The sequence below is a fragment of the Spongiibacter sp. IMCC21906 genome (genome assembly GCF_001010805.1).
GTDB lineage: Bacteria > Pseudomonadota > Gammaproteobacteria > Pseudomonadales > Spongiibacteraceae > Spongiibacter.
The window spans coordinates 42,675-64,994 of the sequence record NZ_CP011477.1; the positions used below are offsets into that span (position 1 = coordinate 42,675).

The window sequence follows — 22,320 nt, forward strand, 5'->3', positions numbered from 1 at the left end:
AAACTGCAAATATTTTAAGCTGATATGTCACCACGCCAGATTTCTCTGGCGTGGTTTATTCTGCCGTCGCCATCTCCAATTCTTCCATCTCTTGCTGGCTGATTTTTTTCGGCTTGAGTAATAACAGCAACGGAATTGAAAGCAGCACGCCAATCGCCATGTAGTGGAACACGCCCAACATACCGATAGTCGCCGCTTGTCGCTGTATTTCTGCCTCTACCTGCACTAAACCCGATGCGCCCTGCAAGGTCGTATTACTATTGATATACCCCAATACTGCTGGATTAAAGGGGTTAATTTCTTCCACCAAAACCGAGCGAGCCATTTTGGTGCCAAAATCTTGATAGGCAAATGCTAAGGCGATTCCCACGCTGCTACCCACATTTCTGAGCAAGCTATATAACGCCGTACCATCACTGCGAAACTGGGCCGGCAAGGTAGAAAACGTCACCGTAGATAAAGGAACAAACACACAACCCAAGCCCAAACCTTGAACAAGGCCGCTGTAAACGATGGATGAGGTAGGCACATCGGGGCTGAAGGTCGACATCCAATGCAGCGAATAGCTCAGCAGAGACAAGCCGATCAAAATAGGGACTCGTCCATCGACCCAGCGCAAACTCCGCCCGGCAATCAACATCGCCACCATGGTACCAACGCCCCTTGGCGCCATAACCAGACCGGCCGTCACCACCGGATAATTTTGCAAATTCTGCAAAAATGGCGGCAATAGCGCAAAGGTAGAAAACAGCACCACCCCCATTACCGCAATCAAGGTGAGTCCGCCTACCAGGTTTCGATCTTTAAACAGCGCAGGATTAACAAAAGGTGACTTGGCGGTAAACGTGTGGGCAACAAAAAGATAAAACGCGGCAATGGCAATACCGCACTCCAACATGATTTCTGTTGAATCAAACCAATCCAGGCTCTGGCCTCGATCCAGCATTAGCTGCAAAGACGCAATGGCAATACTCAAAAAGGCAAAACCGGTAATATCCAATGGCGCAACCCGGCGCGGCTCACTATTTGGCAAGCTGCGTTTAAGGGCCATAAAGCTGGCGATACCCACTGGCAAGTTGATAAAAAACACCCACCGCCAGCTGTAATTCTCCGTTAACCAACCGCCCAGCGCCGGACCAATAATGGGGCCAATCATCACTCCCATGCCCCAAGCCGCCATGGCGGTGCCCTGCTTAGAAGGAGGGTAAGTATCCAACAGCGTCGTTTGAGACAAAGGCACCATTGCCGCGCCAAACAAGCCCTGCAAAATACGAAACAGCACCATTTGTTCAAGACTGCCAGCAAGACCACATAAAGCCGACGAAACCGTAAACCCCGCTATCGCGATCAAAAAGACGCGTTTCACACCATAGCGATTCGCCAAAAACCCGGCGGGAACCGTGGCAATAGCAGCAGCAACGATATAAGAGGTAAGAATCCAGGCAACTTGCTCTTGTGAAGCAGAGAGGTTGCCTTGCATATGGGGCAGAGCAACATTGGCAATGGTGGTATCCAATGCCTGCATCATGGTGGCCGACAAGGTGCCAAAGGTCACCAGCCAGGTGGGCGAGCCTTTTTGCACGGGGCTATTCCCCGAACTCACAACTGGCCTGCAATGAGTGGGGAGCCTCCGTTCTGCTTACTCGTTGATACCTTCTTGTCACCAAACAAGGCACTCAAGGCTTGCAGGCGCGCAGGTACACCAGTATCTACGGTCACTTCTGCACTTAAGCCCGAGCGCAGAGTCGACTCGTCGCGATGGTGGTCAAGGCTTAAGCGCACAGGTAAACGCTGCACTATCTTCACCCAATTGCCGGTGGCATTTTGGGGTGGCAACAGGGCAAATTCCGCCCCTGTCGCTTGGGCAATACTCTCTACCGATGCCGTCCACTCTTCACCGGGATAAGCATCAATTTCGACTTTAACTTCAGCACCCGGTTTTAACTTTGCCAACTGATCTTCTTTAAAGTTGGCCTCAATCCAAATATGGCTATCCGCCACCACGCTAACCACCGGCAGCCCCGGCATGGCATACTGGCCAATATGCGGCACTTTAGACGCCACCCCATCAACCGGCGAGCGCACTGTACAACGGGCCAAGTCCAACCGGGCTTTTTCTAGCGCTGCTTGGGCAGCCTGTACCTCAGGGTGACGCTGAATATCGACATTCACCTGACCACCCAACTGCGCCAGTGTCTCTGAGCGATCACTTTCAAGGCGGCTCACTGTATTTAGCGCCACATCTAAATCACGTTGGGCCTGGTCCAACTGCTGATTAGACGCCACACCTTTTTTCTGCAAATCCACCATTCGGTGCTGCTGTTTACGGGCATAAGCCAGGTCATCTTGCGCCGCCGCCAGTGCCGCCCCTTTTTGCACGTAGGCCGCTTTCAACGATTTGATACGAATATACGCCTGCTCTAATTCTGCCTGAGCGTCGTGCACACCCACTTCATACGCCTGAGCATCAACCCGCAGCAAGACCTGTCCAGCTTTCACCCGCTGGTTCTCTACCACCGCAACATCCAGAATATTTCCGGTGATTTCTGAGCTTACATTAACCACATCCGCTTTCACGTACGCATTGTCGGTGCTCACATAACGGCCACCAAACAAAAAGACATACGCCGCAATAAGCACGGCAACAGCAGGAACGACAACAAATAGCCGGCGGCGCAGCTTTTTGTTTTGGGCAGATGGCGTTGTCACTGCGGTATTATCAACATTGTCAGAGTCGCTCATTACGCGCCCTCCTCGCAGTCATTGGCCGCACAGATATTCTGTTTAATTCGCTCCAGCATGTCTTCTACCTGCTTGCGCTCAGCGGCACTAAAACCAGCAAGAGCCACCTTGCGGGTATGCTCTGCAATTTCAGTTAAATCCGCCAAAATAGGCTCAGCTTGCTCAGTCAAAAAGAGGCTCACCGCCCGCCGATCATTTTCTTGACGTTCACGCCGCAGCCATCCCGCCTTGACCAACCGGTCCACACTTTGGGTTACCGTCACCGGATGCACCTCCAACCAGCTCGCCAACTTCGCCTGATTCATTCCCGGCTCACGGGACAAAATCAACAGTAACCGCCATTGGGGCTGGGTCAAATTAAGGTGCTGGGCACGACGACGAAAATCTTCCCTTACCAGACGGGCCGTCTCGATAAGCAGAGAAATGGAATTTTTTTCAGCAATAGTTTTTTTCATAACTGCAATAATAGCAATTAATTAGCCACCTATTCAATAGGTGCCTAATTAATATTGAATTGGCAGCATCGTTCCAACACGCCACTAAACTTCAGGAGTGAAACGCATTGCTTTTGAGTATGGCGGCGGCATGCGAAGTCGGGAATGGGAATGGGAGCTAACATCAGAAATGATGCGCTACTGACAATAACCGACCACGATACGCAGACAATCTAGCCACGAAGTAATCTATAAAAACCGACAATAAGAAGTGCGGCTAGATATTCTGCTAATGGCACAAAGCGGGCATTTGAGTAGAGAAATTCTACAGCCTCAACGCCGCCAACACGCGCGGCTTTTTTGTGGAGCCGCAGGCGGAACGAAAAGGCCGTCGCGGTGCTTGGCCTTGATAGGGCATCTGCTGTATAGTTGTACGGCATCTCCGTACATGAGGATACCCACATGGACACAATTAGCGTAAATAAGTTTAGAGACAACCTTAAAAGTGTTGTAGAACAGGTAGTTAGTCGACATGAGCCCCTCAAGGTAACCAGGCGGGCTGGTGAGGCATTTGTGGTTATTAGTGCCGACGACTGGGAGCGAGAGCAAGAAACTCTTTACGTGCTCCAGAACAAAAATCTCATGCAACAGATTGCCGACTCCCTTGAAACCCATACCCGTGACCAAGGCTATAAACCGACTGACGAGCAAATGAATGAGATCACTGGTATTTGAGGGTAATACCTGGGAGGAGTATGAGGCCCTGCGTGAAAAGGACAAGCGGATCCACAAGGCCTTGCTCAAATTGCTCAAAGAAATGCTCCGCTCCGACGACCCTTCTTCTGGCTTGGGGAAACCTGAGCCACTGAAGCATAACCTCTCGGGTCTCTGGTCAAAGCGGATTTCGCAAAAAGATCGCTTAATATATCGCTTCGATGATAAATCCATTTATATCTTCGCAATTGGTGGACACTACGATCAGCCCTAACGCCCGGCTCACCGAGCAAATTTTTGATGGCGGCTTTTTTGCCACGCAAAAAAGGTGACAGCGAAAATTTGTCCGGTGCAGCCGGGCGTTATGTTTTGAAGAGCTTGCAGGCGCAGGACGTTCTTGACGGATATGGTGAAGTATATTTACCCAACGCATTGAGCAAAAAATACCCGAGCGCCGCCAGAGATTCTGCATTAAACATCACTTTTCGGTTTACGACTGGAATGTTTTTTAGGCCCCTCAAGCAATACCTTCGGCGGCGCCTCAAGATGAAAACCGTCAAAGGCTTCAGAGTTACATTCCTTCCGCAAAGGCCCCCAACAAATCCGCGCATTGGGGGAGCCGCCATCAATACGAATGCAGGCGCCAGTAATATAAGCCGCGCCAGGAGACAAAAGATAGACAATGGCGCTGGAAATTTCTGCGGCATTTCCCCAGCGTTGTAACGGAATAGTTTTAGGGATTTCGGCAAAGTGCGCCTGAGCTTCAGGCTCATAGGTATCCAAGCCACTGCTGGCAATACAGCCCGGCGCAACGGCATTCACTCTGACACCATAGCTTGCCCACTCGGACGCCACACTTTCAGTGAGCGTCCACATGCCGCCACGAGCGGCAGCTGAATGAGAATAGTTAGGCCAGCCATTCCAGATATCAGCGATCATATTCACAATGGCGCCACCGTTGGCTTTCATCCAACGCTTGTAGGTTTCGCGCATAAAAATGAAGCCGCCCACCAAATTATTTTTCACCACTGCCTCAAAACCTTTAGTCGTGATATCTTCAGCAGGCATTCGGTATTGGCCACCGGCGTTATTCACCAGCCCATCGATTTTGCCGTGCACTTCAAGCACCTGGTCTATTGTGGCGATAACGCTTTCTTCCTCTCGAATATCGCAAACATGTATGGACGTCACACCCCCTGTCGCTTCAATTTCCAATTTAACCGCGTCCAATTTTTCACGCTTACGACCAACTATTGCCACGGTAGCACCAAGAGACGCCAGCTCGTGAGCCGTGCAACGGCCAATACCGCTGCCACCACCGGTGACAATCATAATTTGACCTTTAAACAAGTCGGCTCGATAGATAGATTGATAACTCATATAAAAGGCGCCATTCTTAAAATATTCTTTTTACAAACCGTAGTCTAAACACGCTTCCCACTTTTACTTCACTTGAAAAATTATTTATTTCCCTCGAAGTTACACCAATTCAGCGATAATCATTGCCATACAAACTACGGCCAACCAAACCTTCAGCATATACTTCCAAGGACCAGGCATTGCCCCGACCTCCATAAATGAAGTCATTATCGCGTGCACTTTAATTGTTGAAATCACAACAATAACCACAGAGGCCAATGCATAGCCATGAAACTCTTCAAAGGTTAACCAAGATGCGACCGTGGCCAGTAGCAAGCCCATCGCAACCAAACTTTTTTTATTCATTATCCAATGCATCTTTACGCCCCCAAAAAATAGATTAATGGAAAGATGAACACCCACAACAAATCAACCATATGCCAATACACCCCACCGCTCTCAACAGGTGAAATATTATCCGCGCCATACTTGCCTTTTCGGGTATTGATAAAAAGCACGAGCAGAACAACCATCCCACCGACAACATGCGCCAAATGTATGCCAGTTAGAATGTAATAAAACATAAAAAAATCATTGCTCAGAATGGTGATGCCATCCTGAATTTTGGCACTGTACTCTACAATTTTATTAGCAATAAATGCCACACCACAGAAAAATGCGAGACCAATAAATACAGATGCGGCCTGCTGTAAATTCTTTTTTAAAGCCTTTACAGCCAGCACAACAAACCATGAACTCAATAAAAGTATTAAGGTATTAATCGTTCCCAAGGTTTGATCAAGCTTGGCCTGGGATGCAATATACATTGCTTGCTGGGCGTTGCGCTCCATAAGATATGCTAAGAAAAACATGGCAAACATACACATATCAGCGAAGACAAATATCCAAATGCCATCTTCTACTGCTGGTGCATCCTCTTTCTCTACCGAATAACTCAACTCATACCCCCTAGGAAACTGACACTGAATAGCTGCCCGTGAAAATCAATTTTCGCAGGCAGCCCTTAGATATTATTTTAAGCTTGCGACAGGCCCGAGCTATATTCACCCGCTGCTTCGCTCGCCTTAATACGACGATGTACTTCTTTGAGCATATAAGTACTGGCAATGGCATACCAGCCCAACCAGCAAGCATAAGGGATGTAGTAGCTCAGCATGCCGTCCCAAGCGAACGGCCCTGTTTTGACAACGCCAGTTAAACTCGCAGGCAAAAAGCTAAGTCCGCACCAGATGGTGACAAAGCAGGCCCAGCGTGGAAATAACGGCACTTCCCGCTTATCTGCCAAGCCCACCAGCGCGGCAGCAATCATCTGCAAGGTTGTGCACGCATATTGCAGATCAATGCAGAGCCAGCCCAGATCGGTCAGCATTTGGGTGGTTGCAGGATCTTGATCAGGACGAAAGGCCGCCGCCACCCAGAAAAAGGCACTGAACGACACGACCATCACCGTAAGACCACCACCTAGCAACTGCAGGTAAGCCATCACCGGGAAACGACCTTCAATTCTGGCCATTTGCGTACTTAACAAAGCTGTCCAAGGTAAATACAGTACGACGCATATCAGCGAGACAATAAAGCCCAAACGGATTGAGCCAAGATTATCAGCATAGCGAGCCTGCAAGGCATCAGCCGTTAAGTTTGGAGAAGGATTAGGGAAATTTCCGCCCAGAATAACCCAGAAGATAATAAAGGTGATTAAGAACGCTGGACCGCACCACGCGCTAATCAATTCATGCCGAAAGGCGGTTTTCTCATCCATCGCTGTATACCTCGCTTGTTGTCATCACACCAAGCTCGGCTTTATTTAGCGATACTTGGCCTCGTCGAAAGACACAATCGCCTTTCTTAATAATTTATCTAATACCGCTTGCTCATCCGAATCTAGATCGGCAAAAGCATTGGCTACCGGGTCAGCAATGCTAGGGGTTAGCTTATTGACGACGTCTCGCCCACGCTTGGTGAGCACAATAACGCTCCGCCGACCATCGAGCGCACCCGCTTCACGCCGCACGTAGCCTTCTTTTTCCAAGTCGACCAGCACCCTGGACATACTCGGACGACTAGTGCCTACCAACTCACTTAACTCACTGGGAGAGGCATGGCCTTTATCGCTCGAAACCAAGACACACAATGCGTGATAACTATGCTCTGTCAGGCCAAGCTCACTAAAAACCCCAGTAAAAAAATCGCCCAAACCATACGCTGCAATTCTCACTAAACGGACCAAAATCGTTTGCTGCTTTGGCAACTCAGGCAGCGCCTTTGCTAATGGCTCAGTAGAACGCTCAACAGACCGAAGCCTTTCGATTCCTCTCACCCATTTATCTCCAAAAAAATACCAAGCTAGAGATAGTATGAGGGGGGCACTACCCCGTCAATGAGACAACTTGAATAGAATGCCTAAACAAAGCTTAAGAACCGGAGGACAACTGGCCACTAAACACAAAGCGGCTTATTTTTATTAAAAAAGCTGCCCTAAGTAAGGCAGCCAATCCGCAAGTGAGGGTGGTCACATTACGGAATGCAAAACCAAGTAATTTCAATATGATTTCAGATGAAACTATTAGGCCGCAACTCTATTCTGCTGTCAAGATTAAATTTCTTGCGTAGGCTTTCTAGATTAGAGATTCAAACGAGTGAAACCGTTCATTAGCCGCTTTAAAGATGCTGACTTTTATTCAGACACAAAAAAGCCGCCATCACAGGCGGCTTTCAAGAAGGCACTAGGGCTTCAAATGCCAATATCCTCATCGTAGCTTTTGCTGGCATACTCCATTAACTTTGAGCTGGCGTCACAATGGGGCTTATTGATAAAAGTGCGGCGCACATCCATTAAACCAAGGCTCTGGATGGTCCTGCGCCCCAGCAATACTGGATAATTCATATCTTCCCGGTTACGCAAGCTGAACTGCTCTTCATAAACCGTATCGTTCAGACAAATTTTCATTAACACCACTGGACGATGGTCTACGCCACCGGCGCCCCGCAATTTAAGATTGCGATGTACCGGCAACTCGAAGGTTTTTTCAACTTCCTTATCTTTGTATTCATCCTCCACATCAACAGTAAAGCGCACCCAGTCTTCGCCATCCTTTTTAAACTCTTCTAAATTTTCTGCATGCATAGACGAGGTTAATGCACCACTATCTAACTTGGCTTTAACCGCCACCCCCCAAGGTTCAATAGTGGCCATTTCTAGCCAACCAAACACGGTTTTATCCGCTTTTGACTCGGCACTTGCCGCACCTACAAAACCCAACATGATTGCAACGAAAAAACACTGCCATTTCATTAACATTAACCAACTCCTATTGATCAATACCTAATCCGCTTAATGCGTCAAAGCGCCCTACATGGATATTCTGGACAATAAGGGCTGAAAGGGGTTCCGGGTAAATATTTACATCCGCGCCAGCTATTAGCTATTTAGAACAGTGTCACCCTCCCCCCGCGCCTCACTTCGACGGCGCTTCTTTTGCTGTTTTTGTTCATACATCAGCTCATCGGCACGCTTCACCAATTGCTGAAAATGGCTAAATGTCCCCTCACTCCAGCTGGCCATACCCACACTGTAACTCAGCGTATACTGCCGTTCTCCGCTATCATTTAATACTTGGCAGTTTTCACTTAACCGCGATATAAGCTCCTTGCACGCAGCAGGGTCGGATGGCACCGCGACCACATACTCATCACCCCCAATACGTCCGACAAGGTCACTGCTACGAAAAGTTTTGCTGAGTAGGCCCGCCATATCGCTAAGCAATTGATTGCCAATTTCATGGCCCAAAGTGTCGTTTGTGGTTTTCAGATTATCTAAATCAAAGAACAACACACTAAGATCGCCATCCATCCTCCTGGCATCTCGCAGCGCCTGCTCGCCCAATAGATAAAAACCCCGCCGGTTGTAAAGCCCGGTCAATTCATCCGTCAGTGACATATCCCGTAAGTCACGCTCCAGATCATTGATCCGCCACGCCATCATAATGACCATCCAAAAAAACAGCAGCGCAATAAAGGCCGTAGACATCGCCGCCGCATAGGCATTGCTCACCCAACCCGCCGAGGCAGAAATTTTAAAGCCATAGGACATGGCAAAAGGCAGCAGCAACGCAATTGGGGCCGCCATTCGGGAGATTCGGCTACCTATCCCCACCCCTACAATGACACTAAAAACGCCGTACTCCGCCCGCCGAGACACCACTAAAAAGGTGAGGAGCAACATGCAAACCAGAGTATGCGGCGACGTCACCGTATCCGCTGACTGGCCATACAAACCCGCCGCACCAAAACAATAACCCGAAAAAATGATCAAGCTTGTAATAATCAGGGCCATCGCCAAGACATCCGACACCTTTGACATCAGGCTTTTGCGACTGCGATTAAGCAGCAATGTCAGGCTCAGCAAAAACAAAAATGCCGACGACTGCAATGACATTAAGCCGGGGCGAGAAGCTGCCGTATCAGCGACAAACAGGGTTTCCAGTCCCAAGCCAGAATCAAACACATGCACCAATAGCGCAGACAACCCCAGTAACAAGGCCATGCTCGCAAACAGCAAACTAAGCTTTAGCTGTTGGGCGCTGCGGCGCTCTTGAGCAAAACTGAAGCTCGCTGCCGCCAACAGTAGCCCCAGCCCCGTATTAAATTTCATTAGTGACCAGCCATCGGGGAGCAGAGCACCGATTAGACCCGGCGCAATCCACGCAAGACATACCAACGCAGTAACAACCGCAATAATCGCAACAGCAGCGTGTTGGCCAGCATGCAGACGCGATAAAATAGTTAAATCTGGCTGACTGGATGACAGCGATTCGCCTTTCATAAGGCAGCCTCCGAATAAATGTATCTGTAATTTATCGAATCAGCCCCAGAAACCCAAGCAGAAGCGATGATGGGTCGGTCATTTAGTGACCTAGGCCTCTTCTTGAGCAAGGATAAAAAATTATTATTTCGCTACTACAAGTGATGACGGGAGGTTAAAAAACACTCAAACCAAACCCAGCCATTGTCGGCAAGCAGGCAGACACCGCAGCAGCGTTTTTTCAATGAGCAACAATGCAATCAAAGACAAAGCAAAGGCCGGCAACAATACCGCCAACAACAGCACCAACGCACTGACCCAGGCCGCAATATGGCTTTCTGTGGGCAAAGGCGGCGCACCAAGAACGGCTATTGGCCGACGTCGCCACCACATAACACCACCACTAATTGCCAGCAACACCAGTCCGAGAACCGCAAACAAACCCAATAGCTGATTGAACCAGCCAAACAACTGGCCTTCGTGGGCAGCAATCGCCACCCCAATCACCCGGTCTGTCAGACCTCGCTCTGCAAAACCTGTTTGCGATATCAGCTTGCCAGTGGTGGCATCCAACGTCGCCTCAGCGCGCAAGGGTCGATTCTGGCTTTGGGATTTCAGCTGCCATTGGTCTGGCCGGTTCTTTAGCGGACTCAACTCCACCGGCGGCGCAAAATTTAATGCCACGGCGGTATCAATGACGGTTTGCTGTAATACTGGCCGGGACTTCAGCGACTCGGGCTGATGGTGATGCTCTGCCCGAAGCGACCAATCCTGCGCTGCAGGTGGCTGCCCCCAGCTACGCAGCTCTTTAAAAGCGCTTCCCCACAACAACGCCCAAGGCAAACCACTGATTAATAAAAACAACACCAGCGCTGAAATCCAGACGCCCGTAACGGCATGAATGTCTCGCCAAAACAGACGCTTGCCGCTAAACAGTCGCGGATACATCACCCCCGCCAAGCCCTTGGTATTTTTAGGCCACCACAGGTACAAACCACTCACAATCAATACAACGGCCCAGCAGGCAGCAACCTCCACCAGAATTGAACCCACCTTCCCCGCCATTAATTCGCCATGAAACTCACGAACCTGACGGATGAACTGTTCTTCAAAGGGTATCGTTTTGAGTACAAAAAGGTTCTGGGGATGGAGATAAACCAACAGCCGCTGCCCTTGCTTAGACAGGGTGATTTTGACCGCATCGCCAGCCTGCGCTGGCAGCTGATAAGCAATAAACTGAGCACCGGGCACAGCCTTTAGGGCAGCCTGAATTTGCGCCTCAGCGCTGGCCGCCTCGCCCTTAAAAGGTAAATTCTGATAAGACTGATCTAACCAAGATTCTATTTGCGGTTTAAAAAGGTAAATTCCGCCGGATATTGCCAACGTAAGAATAAACGGAATACAAAAAACGCCAGCATAAAAATGCCAGCGCCAAATTCGTCGATACAATTTAAGCCGAGTCGGCTCAGAGAGCTTCCGCTTAAAGATCATAAGAAAGATTCACGTAAAAAGTACGGCCCGGCCAAGGGTGGGCGACATAATCAATATCGTTCAGCAAATTATCGATACCAATGCTGCCGCGAATTTGCGGGTTGAACTGGTAACTGCTTTTAAAACCTAAGCGCAGATACGCATCTTGGGCACTAAAGACATTGTCTTCCCGGTCCGTATTATCCAAGCGGCCATAACTGTCGCTGGCATATTGCACACTGCCGCCCACATCCAGTTTTTCAGAAACGTGGTAGGTTAACAGTACATTGCCACGCCATTTAGGCATACGGGTAAATTGATTACCTTCAATACTGGGGTCAACTCGATTTTTAGTAATTTCCGCATCAGTCCACGCCAAATTAAAACGCAAACCCAGGTTCAGCAGCATAAAATTGTAGGCGTTAACAATAAGTTCAACACCCTGGGTTTCCACCACATCCACTGGCACAAAGGTTCTGACCGAGCCGCCACCGGGCAAGGTGGTACTTTGAGATTCAATAACATCCTGAATCGTTTCCCGAAAAATATTCACTCGCACATAGCCATTTTCAAGCCCGCGCTCAATCATGAGGTTGTGGTGCAAACCTTTTTCCGGTTTTAGCTCGGGGCTCGCCTCACTCAAGCTGTTAAAGGCTTCAAACTGGCTGAAGAGTTCTTCTACAATCGGGTAGCGATATGCCCGTGCTATTGCATAACGCAGCTGCCATTGCTCAGCGGGCTGAAAACCCAGCGCAAACTTGGGGGAAAAGCTCTCGTCTTCCCGGCCGGGCACATCAACTAGATCCAAACCCGGCGTGGCGACATTGTCGTCGGCGTAATAGCCACTGCGACTGCGCCAAGACTCAAAACGACCGCCCAAAGAGAGGTCCCACGCAGGGGCAAAATCCCAGTTCATTTGCATAAAAGCTGCCGCCAAACTGGTTTCACCACCACTGGCATCCACGGCATTGTCTTTTTGGCCTGCCGCATAATTGCTGGAGCTAAACACTTGGGTGTTCAGTTCGTAAGCCTCATAACGCAGCCCCGTTAATACGCTCATACCGTCAACGCCGACCTCATCAAACGCCAGTTTGGCCTCCAGGGTCTGCCAACCGGTATCGCCGTAATCCACCACTTGGCCGCTGCCATCAAAGGCGGGATTATTGGGGTTAACCGTCGAGCTGCGGGTCTGGTCTTTTAAAATTTCAAACTGATTGATATTAGCTTCAAAATTAACGCTATCGCTGAGCGGTCCTTTTAAACGCAAGCCCAGCGACAAGCTTTGCCGCTTCGCCTCGCTCACACTGAGCCGAGAAGCCGGAATGGAAAAGGCCTCGCCGTCTTGTTCAACATCGCCAGCCCAAACCAGCTCGCCATTGGCATCGCGCACATAGCTATTGGGGGCATCGCTGTAAGACTTACGATCTTCAAAGGCGATATTGGCCAGAGCAATCCACTCGCCCATTTCATAGCCCAGCTTTAACTTAAAATTATCGGTGCCAGTATCAACAATACCGGTGTCACCAAAAAACAGCTGGGGATTCCCGCGCTCATCATTACCGGCAATCGCGCCAGTCACAGGGGTGGCCCCAGGGTTGCTGCTGGCACCACCATAATAAAAACTCTGGGGCTGGGAATCGTTTTGCAGGTGATTGTAAGAGAGGTAATAACTCAAGGCGCCCTGTTTGTCGCCGTAAGAAATAAAGGTTTTATAGCCGTCTACGCTGTCATCAAAACCGTAGGCATCAAAGTCCTGACGAAAATAACCCACATCAATATGCAGCTCTTGCTGTTGGGGAATCGCCGTTTCAATCAGCACCACCCCGCCCATGGCGTTGCCGCTATATTCAGCAGAAAAAGGGCCATATAACACTTCAAGCTGAGCAATTTCGCTGGCCGATACCATAGTCCATCGGGGAGCACCGTTCCAACGGGATTGCAAAAAGTAATGCAGCGGCACACCGTCGGCAAACACCATTGATCTCGACGTTTGGAACATATTGCTGCCGCGAATCCCTAAAGTGCCATTGGCGTCACCAATAAAGCGGCGGCGAATAACCAGGCTGGGCTCGTACTTTACGAGGTCTTCTGTGGTTGCGGCATTAATGCTGAGCATATCCTCTGGCATTAATACGCTGTTAGGACTGGTATAACCCGCATCACCACTGTTGCGCTTTTCACCCCAGACTTTCACTTCCTCCACACCATAGTTGGATGGCACAGGGGCAAGTTCCGAGGCCGCCCAAAGTGGCGACGACATTAGCGCAGAAACAGCAAGAACGAGACGAGATGAAAGCATAGCAGCAATCCTGATGAAAACTGCCGCGCACTTTAGGTGAATGCCCTCAACGGGCAAAGTGACAAATTGTCGCAGTGGGTCGAATTTTACAGCCGGTTTAGATTGATGCCAGGGAATCAGGTTCGCTTGCGCACCCAACGGCTATCTCGCTGCTCAACCTCAAAGGCCACCCAGCGCCGAAACGCTGACAGACGACACACGCCGACTTCATAAAGATCAGCACCCGCGACATTTTTATAAATCAGCTGCACCTTGGGGCCCTGAAGAGAATCCGGTAAATCAATCACTTGCCGCACCGCCCAGTCAGCCCCTAACGCGCCGTTACTATAGTAGGCTCCACCACGGATTCCCGGGCCCGGCGAATGACTGCGGGCATGTTCACAGGCCTTCTCAAACAGCGCGGCCAATTCCTCAGAGGTCACATCCACATAGGTATCCAAGGACAGCATCGCCGCAGAAAAATCCTCATGACTCAGCTGTAACCGCCCCGACTGACCGGGAACATCGCGACTGCGATTCATTAAGGCGATGGGGTAACGACGCCAGGGAAAGAGGTTATTAAAGGCCAACGCCAAACCGAGGATTACCGCGACATTAATGGCGACCGGAAACAGTAAATACGAAAACCCCAGCTCATGAATTTCTGGGCCACCAATGACCGCCGCCAATGCAGTAGCGCCGCCGGGAGGGTGAACGCAGCGCAAATAGGCCATCGCGCCTACCGCCAAACCCACCGCAATCGCCGCCGCCCAAACAGAGTGGGGAAGCCAGCGATAACAACTTACGCCAATGGCCGCAGACACCAGGTGCCCTGCCAATACCGACCACGGCTGGGACAACGCCCCATGAGGAACGGCAAATAACAGCACCGCCGACGCCCCCATCGAGGCCAGCATGAAAATACCCGCATGGGCACCCAGATAATGCTGCGACACAGCAAACACTGCGACAATTCCCAACAGGGCACCCAGACTTGCCACCCATTTTTCCCGATGGGAGGTATGGCTGGCATCAATCCCAAACCAATGCGCGAAAGAAGACAACGCTAAAATCAGACTTTGCACCAAAACTGTGCCTCAAAAAAGTCTCGCATAGTAGCTTTCGCACCAAAATGAATCAATCGACTATTCAGACCAAGCTGCTCCCTTCTTGCATTTAAGAATCAATCTTATTACTATTTACCGCGTTTATTACCACTCTCAAATGGCCATTCAGCCGCCCCCATCGTCAGGAGCATCTCCATGTCCGCGCCCACTCTGCGGTCAACACGCCTAAATCAGGGCCCAGCCCTAACACTGGCGATTGTTTTCACATTGCTATCCCCAGGTTTAATCGCTGCCGAAGAATTAGCCCCCAAACGTGATGTAGAAGAAGTGCTGGTGACCGGTGACGGCTCCCAAGTATTGCTATTGGAAGCCTACCCCGGTGAGCAAGTAGCTCGGGGAGGCCGGGCAGGTATTCTGGGCAATATGGATATGATGGATGCGCCCTTTACCAGCACCAACTACACCAACGCCCTGATTCGCAATCAGCAGTCCCGCAGTGTTGCCGACGTACTTCAGAATGACCCCGTGGTGAGAGTTTCCACCGGTTTTGGTAATTTTCAGGAGCTGTATATTATTCGGGGCTTTCCGGTGTACTCCGACGACATGACCTACAACGGCCTGTACGGCATTCTGCCCCGGCAGTATGTGGCCGCAGAACTGCTAGAAAGAGTAGAAGTTTTTCGTGGCGCCAATTCATTCTTAAACGGCGCCAGTCCCGGCGGCAGCGGTGTGGGTGGGCTGGTCAACCTTGTGCCAAAACGCGCGGGGGAAGAACCAGAAACACTGCTCAGCGGCGGCTTTGAAAAAGGCGGGCAAATCTACACCGCGCTGGATATGAGCCGTCGCTTTGGCGAAACCGAGGAAAATGGCCTGCGTTTGAATATTGTACGCCGGGATGGCGACAATGCCATTAGCGATCAAGACCGTCAACTTAGTGTGTTCTCCTTGGGGCTGGATCATCAGGGCGAGCGTTTGCGCTTGTCTGCAGATATCGGTTATCAGGATAACCGCATTGATAATCCGCGCCCCAGCGTCACCCCCACTGGCGAAATTCCCAAACCACCCGAGGCCGATAGCAATTACGCCCAACCCTGGACTTACACTGACGAAAAGCAACTGTTTGGTGTGGTCAGAGCCGAATACCAGCTAACAGACAGTACCAGCCTATGGGCTGCATTTGGCGGCCGAGAAGGTGAAGAAGACAATGTGCTAGCCAATCCCAGTACCGACAGCGATGGCAACACCACCGCCAGCCGCTTTGACAATATCCGGGAAGACAAAATCTACTCCAGTGAAGTCGGTTTGCGCAGCGATTTTGAAACCGGCAGCATCGGTCACCGTCTTATCGCCTCGGCCTCTTATTACAGCCTGGAATCCAAAAACGCCTTTGCCTTTTATCTGGACAGCTTCGCCAGTAATCTCTACCAACCGGTAAATCGTCCGGCCCCAAACAGCAATATTTTTCCCGGCGGTGATCTTAAGCACCCATTGATCACCGAAGAAACCGACACCAGCAGTTTGGCCATTGCCGACATGCTGTCTTTTATGCAGGGACGCGTGTTACTCACCCTCGGTGCCCGCTACCAGAAAATCGATAAAGGCGGCTTTGATTACAACAGCGGTGCGCCCGACCCGGCGAGTAATTACAGCGAGAGCGCCCTCACCCCGGTTACCGGCCTCGTCTACAAAATGGGAGAGAGTATCGCGCTGTACGCCAACTACAGTGAAGCCTTGCAACCTGGAGAAACCGCCCCCGCCACCAGTAATGGCAACCCGGTAAGCAATGCCGGAGAGTCACTGGACCCCTTCCGTTCAGAACAATTTGAAATTGGCGCAAAATACGACGGTGGCAATATCGGCGGTTCAATCAGTCTATTTTCCACCAACAAACCCAGCAGCCTAGTGGAGGCGAGTGTCTTTACTGACAACGGCGAGCAACGTAATCGCGGTATTGAATTAAGCGTGTTTGGCCAGGCAAGCCAAAACCTCAAACTACTGGGCGGCCTCAGCTGGATTGAGAGCGAGCAAGTCAATACTACCGGCGGGGCGGACGAAGGCAATGAGGCCATTGGCGTGCCCAATCTACAGGCCAATATTAATGCCGAGTGGACGCTGCCCAGCATGCCCGGACTCGCCCTGGACGCCCGAGCCATTTATACCGGCGAGCAATATGCCAACTCGGCAAACACCGTAAAGTTACAAGCTTGGACAAGGCTGGATGCCGGGCTGCGCTACACCACCACCTTAGGCGGTAATGAAGTGAGCTTTCGCGGTCGGGTAGAAAACCTCACCGACCGTCACTACTGGGCTTCCGTGGGCGGCTTTCCCGGCTCCAACTACCTTGTGCTAGGCTCGCCCAGCAGCCTGGTACTGTCGGCAACGATCAAACTATAAGGAATATACAACGGCATGATTTTGGTATTTTCCGCACTCTGCCTTTCAGCTCTGGCGATGGTTTGTCTCTATCTGTCATGGCAAAACCGCAGCGCCACTCAAGCATGGCTGATGCCGACAGGCTGGCTATTTAGCGTGGCTGCCGCCGTGGTTTGGATTACGCTGAGCGGCATTGAATTTGGCCTGGCTTACGGATTTTTGATTGTCCCACTCATGGCCTGGCTAGCCGTTATTTACAACCTGGAAATTAAACGCAAAAAACAGCGTATTGCCGAGAATATCAATTTTGTGGTGCCCAATAGCCGCACCCTGTTCAGGCACTTTGCCTTGTTCTTAATTGCCTTTCCCCTTTCTGCCATTGCCGCAACCTATGCCACCACCGGGCTGATTAGCCTGCTGCCCTGGAGCGCAGTAAACAGCATGGTGTTTATCGTATTTGCTGCCCCGGTCTTATGGGGGCTGGCCGCATACTGGGTTTGCGCAGACCCCAATCGCTTTCGCCCTGCACTCTGGATTAGCCTCGCGGGTTTGGCCGGCGCGGCCATAGTACATATTTAAGGACGACGCCAATAATGAAGCAACTGCTCTCACCCTCACTGGTTAAAAACTCCCTCAGCAGCCACTCGTGGATTGGCCTGCTGGTTGGCGTCTTTATGTATTTAATCTGCCTGTCTGGCACCTTGGTGGTGTTTTACCCCCAATTTGAACGCTGGGAACAACCCCAGATCAGCGAAGACATCAGTGTCAGCCCCAGCCAATTGCAAGCAGCTTACGACAAGGCGCTAAAGCGAGGCACAGAAGAAACCGAGCATATGTTTATCGGCCTGCCCTATAAGGATATGCCCCGAGCCTCTGTTGCATCGGACCACGGCGGTTGGTGGCTTAACGACGAGGCCGAGCTGGCCGAAGAAGTTAACCACGACTGGACCCACGACCTGATCAACCTGCATATTGGTCTGCACCTGCCCCACACCATCGGCACCTTGATCGTCAGCATTTTTGGGGTGATGTTAATCAGCTTGATCGTTTCTGGATTTTTGGCCCACCCACGCATTTTTCGCGATGCCTTTACCCTGCGTCTGAAGGGCTCCAAGCACTTGGAACAGGCCGACATTCACAATCGCTTATCGGTCTGGGGGGCGCCTTTTCATTTAATGATTGGTATTACCGGCGCTTATTTTGGTCTGGCAACGGTGATGAGCCTGGTACTGGCCCAAGCCTTTTTTGACGGCGATACTGACAAAATCATTCCGTCGGTATTTGGTGAAAGCCCCGTTTTAGCGCAAGCTGTCGACAATGCCCAAGTTGGCTCGGCACTCGCCCAAATGCCTGAGCTAGCACCCGACGAAACCCCGTTTTATATCACCGTGGAAGACGTGAACACCCCGGAACAATTTATTATTGTTGGCACTCAGGTTCCCGAGCGACTGATTTATGCCGAGCAGTATCGCTTTGATGCCCAGGGCAACTATTTAAGCAAGGTGGGTTTTTCTGACGGTGAGGCCGGGCGCCAGACCATTTTCTCGGTATACCGCTTACACTTCGGCCATTTTGCCGGGGTGAATATGCAGATACTGTTCGCTATTTTTGGTTTGGCCCTGACCGTGGTGTCGGTTACGGGGATTAATATCTGGTTTGCTCGCCGTAAATCCCGGGACGCCCTCAACCATCTTTGGGTGGGCTGTGTCTGGGGCGCACCGCTGGCCATTACCATCACCGCCATCGCCCAAATTGCTTTTCAGTTACATTCTCCGGCGCTGTTCTGGCTACCGCTGTTGGGCTTTAGCGTGCTTACCGGCTTTGTCCGCAATGAGCAAAAAAGCAAAGCCATCATGCTCTACGCCAACGCGGCCGCCATAATGGCCTTGCTTGTCATTCACGGCCTGAGGTTTGGGGATAACGCCTTAAGCGGGGTGTCTTTGGGCATCAATACCGCTCTACTGATTGGCGCCATCGTTATGCTGTGGATGGTGCCTCGCACTAAAAACAAGGCATAGGATTACGTCGCTTAAGGCCCTATTCTCGAGGCAAATTTTGGTTAAGCTTGAGATATCACCGAATCAATCAGAGGTGCCTTACTAGCGATCTGACTCACCGTCTTCATCAAGGGGGCGGTGCTTGTTGGCAGACTTATCAAGGCCTTTGTCGGCACCCTTGGGTTTAGCACCCAAAACACTGCGACCCAATATTCCCACCGATTTATTCACCCCTCTAATCGAGCCATAAACCACATCAGAAATAAGATCGTGGGTTTCCCGCACCACCTTGCCGGTATCCCGGGTCATCGCATTGGCTTCAAGCATGCCAAAGGGAATCCGGGAAATGCCCATGTGCAAACCACGCACTGTTGCGGTTCCCGACTCCACAAAGGTCTCGACAAACTCTTGGGCGTCTTCCATCTGCCATTGCAGCGTTTGCTGGTAACGCAGCTCCAGCAAACGGGCGGCATCTTCACGCAATCGCAGCGACAATGCCTGAGTTTGCTGACTCAACTTCGCCACCCCTTGATACACCAACACCACCAGCGTTAAAGCCAATATGGCCAAGCCGTATTCAATCAAGTCCATAGAGTTGAATCTCGGTTTGCACACCTTTCATCTGCAACTCTTCTCGCAGAATATCGCCAGTGCGTTTATAGACTTTGCGGCGAATCACATCCGGCGCCACACTGCTTATCGGCCCGGCAAACACCGATTCTTTAGACGCCAGCTCCACCGGGTTGAGTATCTTGATACAAATTAAGGGTTCGATACTTGCCCGCTTCAAGTGTTCAAAGTCGATGGGTTGAGATTGCCACGCCTTGGCCAAGGTTTGCTGTTCAAGCTGCAACTCCGCCAGCAATACCTGCTGGGCACGCAAGCGCATCCATAAATATCCCAGCGTCAAAACCAAAACCGTAAAAAGAATAATCAGCAGTATTTGCATAGCGATGTGTTCAAGCCGGTTCCATTTCAATTAAAGATAGCAGCATCCCCGCCACTGTTAACAGACTAATGACATATAAACCCAGGGCCTAGCCCCCTTGTTTTGGTACAACATCCACCATTTTGTCCAATGCCCGCAGCTTAGGCGACAAACACCAGCCAGCCATCGTAATCAGCAATGCAAAACCCGCGCCCACCGTAGCCGCAGGCACAGCACCGACCATTGCCACTGCGCCACCGGCCCGAAAGTCGCCAAGGTCATTAGACGTGGCAATAAACAGAGAATTAACCGCATTAACCCGGCCCCGAAGATCATCCGGGGTGGCCAGTTGAATCACCGTAGAACGCAAGTTCACGCTGACCATATCGGCCCCGCCGTAAACGAACAAGGCAAGCAGACTCAGCCAAAGCTGGTCAGACAAGGCAAACACCAGAATGGCGCCGCAAAATACCAGCAGCGCAATAAATAAACGCCGCCCCACGCCCCGCGCCTCAGGTAATCGAGACATCAGCGTTCCCGCTACCACCGCCCCCAATGCCGGCATGGCCCGTAACAAACCCAATGCTTGAGGACCAACCGCCAAAACATCTACCGCAAACACCGGCAACAATGCCACCACGCTGCCCAGCAGTACAATCAACATATCCAGGGTGATGGCAGGCAAAACATAGGGATTGGCAAACACAAAGCGAACCCCTTGCAGCAGCGCCCGACCATCTCGCTGAGACGTCTGAACCACTCGGATATCTGGCAACTGGGAGAGCAATAGCAAAGACAAACCCGCCAATATCACCAACACCCAGTAGGTGGCAAAATCCAGTTGTGCAATCAGTACCCCGGCAACGAAGGGGCCAGCTGTCATCGCCCCATTCCAAACGGTACTCGTTACTGCCACCGCTTTCGACAAGTCGTCTCTACTGACAATATTAGGGAGCACCGACTGCAAAGCGGGCCCAAAAAATGCCCGCGCACAGCCGTTAATAAATAACAGGGCAAAGACGACTTCCCGATTAAGCTGCCCCGACGACAGCGATAACGCCAGCCCCAAAAACACCAATAGCTGCAAACTGCCACAGGCCAGCAACACCCACTTTCGAGGAAAACGGTCAACGACCCAGCCGGTAATAATAAACAGCAACACAATAGGCAGAATCTGCATCAAGCCGACTAAGGCCAAGTCAAAAGCATCACCGGTGGCTTGATAAAGATGCCAGCCAATCGCCACCGACAGCACCGAGGCCGCAAGACTAAACAGCACCCGCGCTAACAGAAAACAAATAAAGGCTTTATTTCGCAGCATTAAGCAGCATCCAAATTTAGCGAGGGGATAAAGGTATCAATCGGTACCACCAACAATTTCTGTGCTGCTCATGTTAATGACCCTTGCGCTCGTAGGTCGGTGCATCATAAGCACTGTAATCAATGGCTTCGTCTTTCCATAAACCTGACAACTCAGCTTTGCGCTCCTCAATGGTTTTGCCAAATACCGCGTAATGAATCGCAGCCATTTTTTGGCCCAGCTCCTGATGGCTCGCCAAGCCCAAAAACACCCCTGCCTGCATAAAGCCCTCTAAACGATGACGCTCCACCGGCGCAGCTTTATGGCCATCGCGAGAAGCCTTAAACATCCTGCGCAGACGCTGCTCCACTTCAGCGATATAGGTTTCTTTATTTATCATGTCTTCTTTATTCATAAGGTCCAGCATCCCTGTGGGTGACAAAAACAAACCGTAGCAATCAAACTCATCAACAGCGCGCTATGCGTGTTGCAAAATATTAACAAGCCGACCAAAGGGGTCGCGAACGTAAAATCGACGCACACCCCAAGGCTCGCTAACCGGCCCGTATTCAATCGCCACATTGGCCGCATGAAAACGAGCCAGGGCCATATCAAGGTCATCCACCTCAATGGAAAGATCCGGCACCGCCGTTCCCGAGCCGCCCTCAGAGCCAAAACTCAATTGCACCGTCATTGTTTGATCTGAGCCGTAAGTTTGAAGCCAGCCGTGATCCATCAGCAACTTCAAGCCTAAAATATCGCCATAAAAAGCCCCGGCCCTGCCCAGCTCGGCCGTCGCGGTATTGGACGTAATGCGCTTAACTTTCATTTTTAAC

General features: G+C 50.9%; 23 protein-coding genes. 5 read left to right on the forward strand and 18 right to left on the reverse strand.

All coding sequences use genetic code 11. The features are described from left to right. Positions 1–55: 55 nt before the first annotated feature. From IMCC21906_RS00190 to IMCC21906_RS00200, 3 genes are read right to left on the reverse strand one after another with little or no spacing between them, the layout of a single operon-like run. On the reverse strand, positions 56–1,582 hold the full coding sequence (locus IMCC21906_RS00190; protein WP_231580294.1) for a DHA2 family efflux MFS transporter permease subunit: 1,527 nt from the start codon (positions 1,580–1,582) through the stop codon (positions 56–58). Positions 1,583–1,599: 17 nt separating this feature from the next. Further along, entirely contained in the window at positions 1,600–2,742 is a 1,143-nt protein-coding gene (locus tag IMCC21906_RS00195) for an HlyD family secretion protein (RefSeq protein ID WP_047010467.1), read from the reverse strand. Further along, entirely contained in the window at positions 2,742–3,197 is a 456-nt protein-coding gene (locus tag IMCC21906_RS00200) for a MarR family winged helix-turn-helix transcriptional regulator (protein ID WP_047010468.1), read from the reverse strand. The genes IMCC21906_RS00195 and IMCC21906_RS00200 overlap by 1 nt, the downstream gene beginning before the upstream one ends. 441 nt (positions 3,198–3,638) lie before the next feature. On the opposite strand from IMCC21906_RS00200, the gene IMCC21906_RS00205 reads away from it, so the two are divergent. Further along, the gene (locus tag IMCC21906_RS00205) at positions 3,639–3,911 is read left to right on the forward strand and encodes a type II toxin-antitoxin system Phd/YefM family antitoxin (protein ID WP_047010469.1); all 273 of its coding nucleotides are present in this window, start codon (positions 3,639–3,641) and stop codon (positions 3,909–3,911) included. Continuing rightward, a complete protein-coding gene (locus IMCC21906_RS00210) occupies positions 3,892–4,164 on the forward strand; it encodes a Txe/YoeB family addiction module toxin (RefSeq protein ID WP_047010470.1) in 273 nt (90 codons plus the stop codon). Before IMCC21906_RS00205 ends, IMCC21906_RS00210 begins: the two co-directional genes overlap by 20 nt. Positions 4,165–4,361: 197 nt before the next feature. Here IMCC21906_RS00210 and IMCC21906_RS00215 read toward each other — a convergent pair whose 3' ends face one another. From IMCC21906_RS00215 to IMCC21906_RS00260, 10 genes are all read right to left on the reverse strand, one after another. Continuing rightward, complete coding sequence (locus tag IMCC21906_RS00215) at positions 4,362–5,270, reverse strand: SDR family oxidoreductase (RefSeq protein WP_047010471.1); 909 nt, start codon at positions 5,268–5,270, stop codon at positions 4,362–4,364. A 99-nt stretch (positions 5,271–5,369) separates the two neighbouring features. After that, positions 5,370–5,615: a cytochrome C oxidase subunit IV family protein gene (locus tag IMCC21906_RS00220; protein WP_156165945.1), complete on the reverse strand. Its 246-nt coding sequence runs from the start codon at positions 5,613–5,615 to the stop codon at positions 5,370–5,372. Positions 5,616–5,629: 14 nt separating this feature from the next. Next, positions 5,630–6,208: a cytochrome c oxidase subunit 3 gene (locus IMCC21906_RS00225; protein ID WP_047010473.1), complete on the reverse strand. Its 579-nt coding sequence runs from the start codon at positions 6,206–6,208 to the stop codon at positions 5,630–5,632. Between the two features lie 77 nt (positions 6,209–6,285). Further along, the gene (locus tag IMCC21906_RS00230; protein WP_047010474.1) at positions 6,286–7,029 is read right to left on the reverse strand and encodes a hypothetical protein; all 744 of its coding nucleotides are present in this window, start codon (positions 7,027–7,029) and stop codon (positions 6,286–6,288) included. 45 nt (positions 7,030–7,074) lie between these two features. Next, the gene (locus IMCC21906_RS00235) at positions 7,075–7,587 is read right to left on the reverse strand and encodes a MarR family winged helix-turn-helix transcriptional regulator (protein ID WP_047010475.1); all 513 of its coding nucleotides are present in this window, start codon (positions 7,585–7,587) and stop codon (positions 7,075–7,077) included. Between the two features lie 414 nt (positions 7,588–8,001). Continuing rightward, positions 8,002–8,568 (reverse strand): ATP-dependent zinc protease, encoded by a 567-nt coding sequence (locus IMCC21906_RS00240; protein ID WP_047010476.1) that lies wholly within the window; start codon positions 8,566–8,568, stop codon positions 8,002–8,004. A 120-nt stretch (positions 8,569–8,688) separates the two neighbouring features. Next, positions 8,689–10,092, reverse strand: coding sequence for a diguanylate cyclase (locus IMCC21906_RS16110; protein WP_052763279.1), 1,404 nt, complete (start codon positions 10,090–10,092; stop codon positions 8,689–8,691). Between the two features lie 165 nt (positions 10,093–10,257). Next, positions 10,258–11,562, reverse strand: coding sequence for a PepSY domain-containing protein (locus IMCC21906_RS00250; RefSeq protein WP_047010477.1), 1,305 nt, complete (start codon positions 11,560–11,562; stop codon positions 10,258–10,260). After that, on the reverse strand, positions 11,552–13,840 hold the full coding sequence (locus tag IMCC21906_RS00255) for a TonB-dependent receptor (RefSeq protein WP_047013001.1): 2,289 nt from the start codon (positions 13,838–13,840) through the stop codon (positions 11,552–11,554). The genes IMCC21906_RS00250 and IMCC21906_RS00255 overlap by 11 nt, the downstream gene beginning before the upstream one ends. Before the next feature lie 116 nt (positions 13,841–13,956). Next, positions 13,957–14,904 (reverse strand): HPP family protein, encoded by a 948-nt coding sequence (locus IMCC21906_RS00260; protein WP_231580295.1) that lies wholly within the window; start codon positions 14,902–14,904, stop codon positions 13,957–13,959. A 177-nt stretch (positions 14,905–15,081) separates the two neighbouring features. Here IMCC21906_RS00260 and IMCC21906_RS00265 point away from each other — a divergent pair, with 177 nt between their 5' ends. The 3 genes from IMCC21906_RS00265 to IMCC21906_RS00275 are packed head-to-tail and all read left to right on the forward strand — an operon-like array spanning position 15,082 to position 19,277. After that, entirely contained in the window at positions 15,082–17,280 is a 2,199-nt protein-coding gene (locus IMCC21906_RS00265) for a TonB-dependent siderophore receptor (RefSeq protein ID WP_082117286.1), read from the forward strand. Positions 17,281–17,295: 15 nt separating this feature from the next. After that, positions 17,296–17,838: a hypothetical protein gene (locus IMCC21906_RS00270; RefSeq protein WP_047010478.1), complete on the forward strand. Its 543-nt coding sequence runs from the start codon at positions 17,296–17,298 to the stop codon at positions 17,836–17,838. A 14-nt stretch (positions 17,839–17,852) separates the two neighbouring features. Then, on the forward strand, positions 17,853–19,277 hold the full coding sequence (locus IMCC21906_RS00275) for a PepSY domain-containing protein (RefSeq protein WP_047010479.1): 1,425 nt from the start codon (positions 17,853–17,855) through the stop codon (positions 19,275–19,277). 81 nt (positions 19,278–19,358) lie between these two features. On the opposite strand, the gene IMCC21906_RS00280 is transcribed toward IMCC21906_RS00275, so the two are convergent. From IMCC21906_RS00280 to IMCC21906_RS00300, 5 genes are all read right to left on the reverse strand, one after another. Beyond that, a complete protein-coding gene (locus IMCC21906_RS00280; protein WP_047010480.1) occupies positions 19,359–19,847 on the reverse strand; it encodes a hypothetical protein in 489 nt (162 codons plus the stop codon). After that, positions 19,834–20,205 carry a hypothetical protein gene (locus tag IMCC21906_RS00285; protein WP_047010481.1) on the reverse strand — a complete coding sequence of 124 codons (372 nt, stop codon included), beginning with the start codon at positions 20,203–20,205 and terminating at the stop codon, positions 19,834–19,836. The genes IMCC21906_RS00280 and IMCC21906_RS00285 overlap by 14 nt, the downstream gene beginning before the upstream one ends. Positions 20,206–20,293: 88 nt before the next feature. Further along, positions 20,294–21,505, reverse strand: coding sequence for an MFS transporter (locus IMCC21906_RS00290; protein ID WP_047010482.1), 1,212 nt, complete (start codon positions 21,503–21,505; stop codon positions 20,294–20,296). Between the two features lie 73 nt (positions 21,506–21,578). After that, complete coding sequence (locus tag IMCC21906_RS00295; RefSeq protein ID WP_052763280.1) at positions 21,579–21,899, reverse strand: hypothetical protein; 321 nt, start codon at positions 21,897–21,899, stop codon at positions 21,579–21,581. Positions 21,900–21,962: 63 nt separating this feature from the next. After that, entirely contained in the window at positions 21,963–22,313 is a 351-nt protein-coding gene (locus tag IMCC21906_RS00300) for a VOC family protein (RefSeq protein ID WP_047010483.1), read from the reverse strand. Positions 22,314–22,320: the final 7 nt, after the last annotated feature.